General features: G+C 47.0%; 6 protein-coding genes. 4 read left to right on the top strand and 2 right to left on the bottom strand.

Going from position 1 to position 11687, the window contains the following annotated elements; translation table 11 throughout:
- Positions 1–99: 99 nt before the first annotated feature.
- Entirely contained in the window at positions 100–4161 is a 4062-nt protein-coding gene (locus tag OI18_RS03805) for a hybrid sensor histidine kinase/response regulator transcription factor (RefSeq protein WP_039137400.1), read from the bottom strand.
- Positions 4162–4303: 142 nt separating this feature from the next.
- On the opposite strand from OI18_RS03805, the gene OI18_RS03800 reads away from it, so the two are divergent.
- The 4 genes from OI18_RS03800 to OI18_RS03785 all read left to right on the top strand — a co-directional run bounded on the left by OI18_RS03800 (position 4304) and on the right by OI18_RS03785 (position 9176).
- Positions 4304–4819: a DUF2975 domain-containing protein gene (locus OI18_RS03800; protein WP_039137399.1), complete on the top strand. Its 516-nt coding sequence runs from the start codon at positions 4304–4306 to the stop codon at positions 4817–4819.
- Between the two features lie 3 nt (positions 4820–4822).
- The gene (locus tag OI18_RS03795) at positions 4823–5035 is read left to right on the top strand and encodes a helix-turn-helix domain-containing protein (protein WP_039137398.1); all 213 of its coding nucleotides are present in this window, start codon (positions 4823–4825) and stop codon (positions 5033–5035) included.
- Positions 5036–5109: 74 nt separating this feature from the next.
- Positions 5110–5988, top strand: coding sequence for an ABC transporter ATP-binding protein (locus OI18_RS03790; RefSeq protein WP_039137397.1), 879 nt, complete (start codon positions 5110–5112; stop codon positions 5986–5988).
- Positions 5985–9176 (top strand): ABC transporter permease/M1 family aminopeptidase, encoded by a 3192-nt coding sequence (locus tag OI18_RS03785; protein ID WP_039137396.1) that lies wholly within the window; start codon positions 5985–5987, stop codon positions 9174–9176. The genes OI18_RS03790 and OI18_RS03785 overlap by 4 nt, the downstream gene beginning before the upstream one ends.
- Here the strand turns inward: OI18_RS03785 and OI18_RS03780 are convergent, their stop codons facing one another.
- Positions 9177–11585 (bottom strand): hypothetical protein, encoded by a 2409-nt coding sequence (locus tag OI18_RS03780; protein ID WP_152616718.1) that lies wholly within the window; start codon positions 11583–11585, stop codon positions 9177–9179.
- Positions 11586–11687: the final 102 nt, after the last annotated feature.

Here is an 11687-nt window from a genome sequence, read left to right as displayed (position 1 = left end):
TTTCGTTGTTCTGGTGAAATAATCTGCCATAAAACTACCCGACGACCCCGATTGGTAGGGGTGTCAAATGTTTCCAATTAGGGTATCATTTGTTAATAATCAATGTTTTACAGACGCCGCATACTGCGAAGGCAACACATTGAACTCTTCCTTGAAATACTTGCTGAAGTTTTTCGGATTGTTGAAGCCAACCTCCCAGGCGATCTCAGAAATACTCTTACCGCTTTTCTGCAATAACTGTGCGGCACGTTTCAGCCGGATGGACCTGATAAATTCAAGGGGTGCCTTCCCGGTCAGGGATACTATCTTTTTGTATAAGGCTACACGGCTCATGTGCATATCCCGACTAAACTCCTCAACAGAAAAATCGGGATTGTCCATATTCCTTTCTATAACTGCAAGGGCTTGCTTTATGAATTGTTCGTCCAACGGGGTAATGGTGATTTCCTCCGGGTTCACTTCCACCTGTTTCTGGAACCGCTTCTGCAATAGTTTTTGCTGGGCCAGCAGGTTCCTGATCTTCGATGCCAGGATCTCAAACGTAAATGGCTTGGTGATGTAGTCGTTCACCCCGGCCTGTAATCCTTCGAGCTGCCGTTCCTCGCTCCCCATCGCAGTAAGCAGGATGACGGGGATATGCGCTGTCGGGGTACCACCCTTGATTCTTTTTGCCAGTTCGATCCCGTCCATTCCCGGCATCATTACGTCACTCACGACCAGGTCGGGCGACAGGCTCCTGGCTTTCTCCCATCCTTCCACCCCGTTAACGGCTTCTATCACTTTGTACTGCAGCTTAAGATTATCCTTCAAATAAAATCGAAGATCGTCGTTGTCTTCTACCACCAGGATTGTCTTTACTGAGGACGAATGGCCGTTCCCCTGGCCGTCTGCTTCCAGGGTTTGGTCCGCCGTAAACTCTTCCAAACCGTCCTCAGCCTGTGGACTTTGCTGATATATTTTCCGGGCGGGTAAGCTTACCGTAAAGCATGTCCCTTTTTCGGGTTCACTCCTGACAGTAACAGTTCCGTTGTGCAGTTTAACAAACTCGCGGGTTATGGCCAGTCCAATGCCGGTGCCCTGGTTTACCATTTCTGCCGGTACTTCACTTTGGAAAAACCGCTCAAAGATCCGCTCGTGCTGGTCGGAAGGGATACCGATACCGGAATCGCTGACCTGGATATGCAGGGTGCCATGGTTCTGCCCTTCTACCGGTTCGTCGTAAGCCAGTTGAACAGCCACGCGGCCTTTACCTGGTGTATATTTAAAAGCATTTGACAAGAGGTTAAAAAGAATTTTCTCCATTTTGTCCCTGTCGAAATAAATTTCCAGGTGTTCTATATTGGTACCGAACGAAAGGTCTGTTTGTTTCTTTTCTGCAATGTCTGAGAAAGAATATGTGATGTCGCGTATAAACTGGATAATGTCTCCAATGGCCGGGTGTAACCGGATTTCCTCCACCTCCATCTTCCGGAAGTCGAGAAGCTGGTTCACGAGATTGAGAAGGCGTTTGGCGTTTCGCTGTACCAGGTGAAGTTGCTTTTTCTGGTCAGGGTTGCCGGCATTGCTGATCAGCTTCTCCAGCGGCGCTAAAATCAGGCTCAGGGGCGTGCGGAATTCATGACTGACATTGGTAAAGAATTTTGTCTTCAGCCGGTCAATTGCCTGTACGCGTTCCGCTTCCCGACGCTGCTGCTGGACTTCAAACCGCATCCTGGCCCGGTCAATGATGATACGGCGACCGAGGTATAAAGCGCCGAACACGGTTAGCACATACAGTACCATGGCAAAGGGCGTACGCCAGAATGGAGGTGCCACGTGAATGTCCAGGGATTTCGGCTGTGACCAGCTTCCGTCGGCCAGCTGCATCTTTACTTTAAGTGTGTAATTCCCGGGATCAAGGTTCGTAAAGGTCGCCCTGCGTTGTTTTCCATCAGCATACAGCCATTCATTACTGAAGCCTTCCAGCATGTACGCATACTTATCCCGGGTTGCGTGGGAATAACCCGGTGAAGCGAATTCGACGGAGAATACGTTTTCCTCGTATTTCAGTTCCAGCTTGTCCGACACCGTAAGTGAGTTGGGAAGCAGAACACGACCATTTACCTCCTGACCCGGGTCTACCGGCTGGTTAAACACCTGCAAACCGGTAAATACTATCCTGGGCGGGAACGGCGCATTGCTGATCTTCGCCGGATCAATGATGTTGAAACCTCCCGGTCCACCGAAGATCAACTCCCCTGAAGCTGTGCGAAGTGCTGCATTCTCATTAAACTCCCTTCCCTGCAGGTTATTGATCTCGTCATAATTGGTAACCGTGAGATTAATCTTTCCATCACTCCCTTTGTCAGGTTGCACTTTACATAATCCGTTTGGAGTTGTGATCCAGAGATTTTGCTGTTTGTCTTCAGTAATGGTGAGAATGGTATTATCAGGAAGACCGTTGGCCATGGTAAACACCTCGAAATTCTTACCGCTTTCGTTCCATAGATTGAGCCCCTCACGGGTTCCGACCCAGATCTGTCCATTGCTGTCCTGGAGAAACGTAATGACATTATTATTACTGAGACTGTTCTTAGTTGAGTTGTCTTGAATCAACAATGGCGACGACCTGCCTTTCTCATAAATATAGAGGCCGATCGCTGTTCCTACCCAGAGCCGGCCGGAGCGATCTTCCATCAGCGCTGATATATACGAAGTTGGAAGGTAACGACTGAAAGAATTTGTCTTCCTGTTAAACAGGTTTAGTCCACCACCGAGAGTACCCACCCACAGATTCCTGTTTTGATCTTCAAAAATTTCCCACACCCGGTCATCTGACAGGCTGGTCGTATCGGAAGGTACATTTTTGTAATGGGTGAAGGTTCTGCCGTCGAAACTGCTTAATCCACCGAAATAGGTACCGATCCAGAGTATGCCGGTGTGATCGATACAAAGGCTAACCACCACGTTGTTACCCAGGCTGTTCATATTCCCCGGCTGGTGCAGGTATTGCCTGTAGCTGTTTTTTGACCGGTCAAAGTAGATCAGCCCTCCCCCATTCGTTCCAATCCACAGGTTGCCTTTATTGTCTTCCACGAATCGGTTCACATCATCAAAGGGAAGACTCCCCGGTTGGGATTCCTGGTGATGATAATGACGGAAGCGTGCGATCTGTTCATTGAGAAAGTTGAGGCCTTTTTTATATGTTCCAATCCAGATGATGCCCTGGTCGTCTTTGTACAATGAAGTGATACTGTTCAGACTTATGCTTGCCGGATCACGGGGATCATTGGTGATATAACGGATATGATCAATCTTTTTATCGATGATATTAATTCCACCATGATCAGTCGCAACCCAGAGAAGCCCTTTGCGATCCTCGATCATACCCGTGATGAGGTTATTATTTAATTTCAAGCCCGGAGTTGATTCGTTCAGCTGGCGGATACTATTCTGCCGCACCTGGAATAATCCTTTGGGCGTGCCGGCAACCCAGATCCAGGCATCATTGTCGCTGTCTACGAAAATATTGTAATTATAGTCGCCCGGGTTAAGCTGTCCAAGCGCAGCAATCGTTTGGACTACTTTGCCACTACGGATATCAGCTTTCTCAATAAGGCCATCCCGGTAAACGATCCAAAGGTGGCCGGATACTTCTTTCACGGCAGCAACGGTTCCGTTTGCCGGGAATCGTTCGGCCTTTTTTGCCCTGTGATCATATTTATAAAGACGGGCAGAATCGTAAACGAACCAATAGCGGTCTTCATCTCCCCTGGTGATACTGATAATATTGCCAGCCGGAAGGGAAAGTGATGCCAGGTATTTATTTACATCAGGACTGAACTTTTCCGTTTGTGCATTATAAATACAGGGCGTATTTCGCGTAAGCACCCACATTTTATTATCCGGCAGTTCATAAAGTGAACTGATATAATTGTCGATGATACTACCGGCATCTGCCTGGCTGTGCCGGAACACCTTTAAGTTATGACCGTCATAACGATTGAGCCCGGACATAGTGCCAAACCACAGGAACCCCTGCTGGTCCTGCAGCAAAGCATTTACCTGGTTATGCGAGAGCCCGGAATAAATATCGAGCCGGGAAAACATCAGATCCTCTTTCTGGGCAGTCAGCTGGAAGGTGTACAGCAGCAGTAATATCAAGCAGGAAGCAAAGCGCATGAGAGCCGGGTGTTACCCTGTAAAGATAATTGAAGATGGAAACCACAGGCAAAATACCGCCCACCACAATATTCCTTAATTATTTATTGTTTTACGATAATTATTTATACATTTACAGCATATAATTAAATTTTTGCAGTCAATGACTTCCGTACGAATTCTGGCAAGGATCCTTTTTTACCTGAGCAGGGTGCTGTGCTTACTGTACTTTGGGATGGCCTTATTTTCTCTTATTGCATTTACCAGCGGGTGGGGATTGAACGTGGTGGATGAAGGCCGTCATTTCCAGGTGTATTTACCATTTTCCCAAACTCCGATGCTGCTCGGCGATTACAACCTGACGTATATCATTTTCTATTTCATGATGCCGCTCACTTTATACGGGTTGTTTTTCCTGTTGCTGGGAAATGTTTTCAGGATATTCTTCCAACCGAGATTATTTACATCGAACGCCATCAGGCACCTGCAGGTATTCTACCTCGGTAATTTCATTGTACCACTGCTCGTGATGTTGTCTACCGCGTTATTTGCGACTCTCGACGAAATGCATATTGTTCTTACTGCCCTCCATTTTGTTGTAGGCATATTCGCATATTTCCTTGCCGCCATTTTCAGGCAGGGTGTACAACTTCAGAACGAACAGGACCTATATATCTGACCCATGCCAATTATTGTAAACATAGACGTAATGCTGGCAAAGAGGAAAATGCAGAGCAAGGAACTGGCCGAGATCCTTGGCATTACCCAAGCCAATTTGTCCATCTTAAAAACAGGAAAAGCAAAAGGTATCCGCTTCGATACACTGGAGGCCATCTGCAAGGCACTTGACTGCCAGCCGGGTGACATCCTTGAATTTGTGCCGGAGAAAGAATAAATCAACAAATACATATGCTTTCGAAAAAACGCCGGTAACGGCGAAGGGAAGCCTCTTGCCTAAAGCGAACGATCATGCATACACTAACCATCAGTAATCTCACTAAAATGTACCCGAACGGGGTAAAAGCACTGGACAACATTTCCATTGAGATCAGCAACGGCATGTTCGGGCTGCTTGGCCCGAATGGTGCAGGGAAGTCAACATTAATGAAAACGATAGCGGGACTGCAACCAGCGAGTTCGGGAGAGATCTTTTTTAACGGGCAGGACATCCTCAGCGATCCCCTGTTGATAAAACGGCATCTTGGTTACCTGCCACAAGAGTTCGGCGTTTACCCGAAACTGACTGCTTACCAGTTGCTGGATCACCTGGCAGTATTGAAAGGTGTGCACCGGAGTGAACGGCAGGACCAGATCCATGCCTTATTACAGCAGGTCAATCTTTACGCCGAGCGCAACAGGGAGGTGCACCGGTTTTCAGGGGGAATGCGCCAACGTTTCGGGATAGCACAAGCCCTGCTGGGAAGCCCGCGTATCATCATTGTTGATGAACCAACAGCAGGACTCGACCCGGAAGAGCGAAACCGTTTTAATAACCTGCTCAGTGAAATTGGCGAACAGGTGATTGTGTTGCTTTCCACTCATATTGTAGATGATGTGAAGAGCCTTTGTTCCCGGATGGCCATCATCAATAAAGGCCGCATCCTGGCAGAAGGATCACCCGCAACATTCCTGGATTCAATGGAAGGAACCATCTGGAAAAAATCGATTGACAAACTCGACCTGCCTCATTATAGTAAAAATCACCAGGTGCTTTCAACGCAATTGAATGCCGGTCGCCTGCAGATCCACATTCATTCAGTGAACGCACCCGGCAATGGCTTCGAACCGGTAGTACCCGGACTTGAGGATGTCTATTTCTTTCAACTGATTAAAGAAAACGCAGCATGACCTGGACTTTATTAATATCAGAATACCGGTTCTATTTCCGGAACCGGCTGCAATACCTGCTGTTCCCATTGATGATGGTATTGGGAGTAATGGTCAGCCAGTTCGCACGGTTCTCCTTCCCCGGAGTTTATCTCAATTCACCCTGGGTAATAACTTATGTATTTGGGCTATTAACGATCAGCAATGTATTCATCATTACACTTGTCGCAGCCCAGGTACTGACCCGCGAAAGCGATGCGCTATTTGACAGGATCCTTTATGCTACACCTCTTCAAAAAAAGCATTTCCTTCCTGGCAGGTTTTTAACTGTATTCAGTATCAGTATAATTTATTCTGTGCTGTTAAACACAGGTTACATGTTTGGCCACCTTTTACGCGCACAGGGTGGCGAAGATCTGGCAGCGTTCAACATTTTATATTACGCATATCCATTCATGTGCCTGACTTTGCCAAACGCATTCTTCTGTACCGCCATAGTTACCGCGGCCGGGTGGATCTCCAGGAACAAACTTGTCATCTGCATAGCCGGGTTATTCATTTATATCCTTTACATGGTAACCGGGCTATTCTCCAATTCCCCGTTGTTCGCAAATGCATCCCCGGTTTCAGCTGAATCTGCTGCAATCATGGGCCTTGCCGATCCGTTTGGCATGGTCCCTTTTTTCGGGCAGACCAAAGACTGGTCGCCTTTATTAAGAAATACAAGGGTAATCGGGCTGGAAGGAGATTTCCTCCTGAATCGCCTGCTGACAATAGCATTCGCACTTGTCACACTGCTTCTTGGTTACAGTGCCTATCGGTTTACGCAAAAAGAAAAACGCAAAAAGGTTACCAGGACGTCAGAACCCATTGCACCTGAAACCAATGCAAGGCCGGCTCCAAAAAAGATACTTTCCCCGGGACACTACAACCTGGCAGTTTTATCCAGCTTTATCAAACTGGAACTTCGATCAGTGATCAGTGGAATTCCAATGAAACTGGTTACTATCCTCTGGATCTTTTTCCTGTCAGTTGAGATATATAGTGAAATAGATGCCGGCATCAGGTTCCCGCAACGATATGCCAGTTCAGCATTGATGATTAAAAACATCGCCAACAGCTTTTCCTTTTTTATGCTCCCGGTTTTACTGTTCTATAGTATGGAAATGATCTGGAGAAGCCGTTCGACAAGAATAGCGGATATGGAGAGCGCAAGTCCCGTTAACCCCATAGCTGTACTGGCGGCGAAATGGATCTCGCTTTCATTAATCCCTGTACTGCTTACAATACTCGCATGTCTTCTGAGTTTGGGATTACAGCTGTTTTTACAATATAACCATATTGAATGGCACGTATATGCGACACTGTTATATATTTTGATCGTTCCAACATTGTTGTATGCCGGTATTATCATTTCCATCCAGGCACTTGTAAAAAACAAATATGCCGGTTTTCTCCTGTCAGCAGTTTTCATTTTTGCGACAAGTTCATTCATGAGCAGGGCAACCGGCTATTCACATCCTTTGCTGCGGTTTGCCAACTCCTACACAGGACAATATTCTGAAATGAATGGTTATGGTGCCTACCTGAATGCATTCGGGATGAAGATGATCTTCTGGACCGCCTTCACGATCCCAGTTGCACTGGTTGCCGCACAAAAATGGAGCGCAGGGAACTACAGGCCACGGGCAATTACAAAACTGATAATGATCCTATGCCTGGCGGTTGCTGGAGTTACCGGCTTCCATATCAGCCGGATGTCTGATGTTAGAACGGGCACCCAAAAGAATCACCAGGCTCAACAGTATGAAGAAAAATACAAAGGTTACCGCACAACAGTGCAGCCCGTTATCAAATCGGTGAAAACGCAGATCGACCTTTACCCCAACTTCAACCGCTATGACATCAGGGGTGAATACACGATGGTTAATCAACATCATCAACCCATTGATAGTCTCCTGTTATATTGTCACAAGGACATGACTATAAAAACAATGGAGATCAACGGCGCAGAGCTTACCAGGGAAGACCCGGCATTTGGACACTATAGCTATCACCTGCATAAACCATTGCAACCCGGCGATTCCATTCGCATGCAATTCGAAATCGGTTACCGATGGTCACCCTATAACCGTCATGATCCATTCAACGCAATAATGGGAAACGGCTCTTTCATGCGCATCAGCCGTTATTATCCCCGTCTCGGCTACCAGTCATCGAACGAACTGGACGACGAGGCCGAACGAAAAAGACGCGGAATGCCGCCTCCCGCAGCTTTAAAAACACCGGAGCAAAAAGATACTTCGGCAAAGGCAGATGATTTCATCCGCTTCGATGCCACCATTTCAACCGATGGAGAACATACTGCTGTTGGTACAGGTGAACTGGCAGGTCGATGGAAGGCAAACGGCCGCAATTATTTCCGGTATTCTTCGCCGGCGCCTATTCCATTCCGCTTCGCGGTATCTTCGGCTGTATATGCCTGTAAGAGCTCGGCACAGGATGGAATACCTATCGAAGTGTATTACCACCCAGGGCATAGTGAGAATGTGGAGCAATTGCTCGAAAATACCCGGCAGGCACTTCGTTATTGCCGGAAGAATTTTGGCGAATATCCCTTCAAAGCGATTCGATATGCGGAAGTCTCGTCTTTTACAGAAGGATTTGCTGCCACAGCCTATCCAGGTGTGATTTACATGACTGAAAACATGACCTTCCATTCCGATCTGGGCAAACAACGGACTCGCGATGTCATCAACGAGTTAGCTGGTCATGAACTTGCACATTCCTGGTGGGGGGACACCCAGGTTAACCCGCAGGATCTTGAAGGCGCTATCATGTTAACGGAAACACTTGCTATGTACACCGAGCTGATGATCTACAAGGAAGCCCATGGCGTTAAGGCGATGAAAGATGTGGTTGAGATGCATCGTTTCATTTATGAAAATAGCGGACTTGCATTCACTGACGGTCCGCTCTACAAGGTTCATCATAAAAATGTGGCCCTTGCGTATAACAAGGGCCTTGTAACGATGTATGAACTATATGAACTTATCGGTGAACAAAAGATCAACCTGGCACTCCGGAATTTCCTCTCGAAGCATGCATACCCAAAACCACAACCCGCTTCAACAGATCTCGTTAATGCGTTCCTTGAAGTGAGCGATGAGAAACTACACGGGAAAATCAGGGCATTGTTTTATGATTGATCAGCGGGTTGCTTTTAATTTTTCCGGCGTCCCTTTAACGCGCATTTCAATTTTCAGGTCGCCACCATTTTCACCGGAAAACTTCCCGTCAAAGCTAAGCTGGTTGCTGCCATTCACCAGGGATGGCAGCGGCCCGTTCAGTCCTATGGTCTGCAGTAATTGCCACTGCCGGTCATATAATTTCACAGTTTTACCATCACAATAGAGGTGCTGGTTGTATTTAAGTGTAACGGGAATGGTAAATGCATCCTGCTGGTTGATGGTAATGACCGGGTTGCTGAAAGTGACTTCCAGGTCGCTTTCTTTTTTCGGCACCATCGTAATAATAAATGCTGCAGCCTGTGAGGCATGCGGATTTTGAAAACTGAACGTGGAAAATACAGGTTCACCCGGCTGCCTGATCTTCTGTTCATGCACAAAATGGGAATTGTGTACCGGTATCAGCTGATGGTCACCAGCGGCATTTTTTTCGAGGTGGAATTCATTCCTTGTATCCTCCATCAACAGTTTTTGTGATGCTGTGAACATTCCCTTTTGACGGGCATCTTCCCATAATTTAATGGCTGCAAGAACTTCGTTTAGCCGGCCATGCTTCTTCATTGTTTCGAGGCTTGTTGACAATCCAAACCCTGCATCGAAACCCGCACCACGGGCGAGCATCCATTCAATGTCTTCGAGACTTGTTTCTGCTTTCAGGCTGAACCATCCCAGCATTGAAGGCATCAGGTTGCGGCGGTAAAACTGTTGGTTTCTCAGGCGCAGTTGCAATTGGCTCTCCCTGAACCCTGCATACCAGGGTTCGCCCCAGTTCATACGGGTGTAGATATGCCAGAAATAGTGGCCCGGGTTGCTGGCGTCATTGATCACTTTGCCTTTAAGTGCAGGTGATAGATTGTCAAACCATGTTTTTATGAACAACTGCTTACCATAATCGCCCATCCCTTCACTCCAGCAACCTTCCAACCCATCAAATGAGATCTGCATCAGGCCCGTTTCATTGTACAGGCGCGCAATGGTTTTCGCCATTTCCTGGTCAAGTTCATAATTACCCAGGAATACCTGGTAAGGATGATCCATCAGTTTGCCTATACTATCACCAGTCTTGTGAGCCGAGGCAGTGGTACCAAAAGCACCACGCTGGCAATTCAGGAGTTTCCATGGAGCTGATGCCGATACCGAAGAATAGCGGATGATCTCGGTACCTACGACAACTGCCTTCAGCGTGTTGTTTCCGAACTGGTTAAAGAATGACGGATCGCCAATCACTACTTCATTTGCTGATGCGTTTGCGTCAGCAGCCAGTACTGAATATCCAACACGTGCGAGCCGGGCATCAGGTATTGGCGTAACATATGGATCGTTGGTAGTTATGAAATTTGAAAGTGTATGCAAACCCAGCCGCATTTGTTGCGCTTTGGCAATATCCACGCATGCTTTCATACTTGCCCAGTTGTCGGGGAACTCCTTATTATTCATCCTGAAATGACCCCACGTATCAAACGGTCCACCATGATACAGATATCTCAAACCTGCCTGCTGTGTTAAAGCCAGGGCCTCCTTGATTGTATTGACACCAAAGTCCATGATCAGGTAAGATTCCGTTGAATGCGGAGCTACTTTTCCCCACACTCCATCCAGCATGGGATGAGGCAGGTTCTCTTTCAGCTCTATAGACGAAATAACGGCAAGGACCTGTGGGGTGGCAACTCCGAAAATGGCAAGTTTACTGCCTATAACACCACCATCCTGTTTAAATGCGGGAGCAAGATAACGGGGGTGACTCCAGTTATCAATCACGCGGTCTTTATTCCTGTTACGACAATATGCCTGGATGAGGCTTCCATAAGAAGTAGCTTTTGCAACGTCACCACGAAGCAACTGTTCATTCACTTCCACGGTTGGCTGGATGTCGCTGTCTACGTCAGGGCTCCCGCCGAGGGTTTTCACATTCAGGGCCTGGATGCCGATTGCAAAATCTTTATTGCGCACTACTCCAACTACCTCCCCTATTGTATCGGCAATTGTAGTGGGAAAGGGGCCCCATTTTATCCACTCGGCAGCGGTGGCATTTGTCAGCTGTGTTAACTCTAGTGTTATATAATCCTGCTGCTGAACTACTTTAATAGCGGCCTCAACATTACCTGGATAAGAAAGCATCAGCAGACCGGGTTTTGCCTTCCATTGTAACGACACTGGTTCCAGTTCTTTGCCATCCATTTTCACGGTAAGTAAGGCATTTCTTACACCCTGTGGAAGATAATTTTTATTGGCTGTGCCGGAAGCAAGGCTGGAAAGTCGTCCGTCGTTCGTCAAACCAAGCCGGAACTGTCTGGTTGAAAAGTTTACCTGGGCATAGACGAAGTTTTGTATAAAAAGGATCAAAGGCAGCAATAACAGCATTCGTTTCATGGCAATTGTAATTGCGGCTAAATTATCCCGTCATTTAAAACGGAAGTACTTGTATTTAACCAGCTTTCTCTTCTTATTTACCCATGAAGCAAATCATGCACC

Source organism: Flavihumibacter solisilvae (assembly GCF_000814475.1).
Taxonomy (GTDB): Bacteria; Bacteroidota; Bacteroidia; order Chitinophagales; family Chitinophagaceae; genus Flavihumibacter; species Flavihumibacter solisilvae.
The sequence above is the reverse complement of the archived record's forward strand: the minus strand, read 5'-3'. Positions and strand labels throughout refer to the sequence as shown.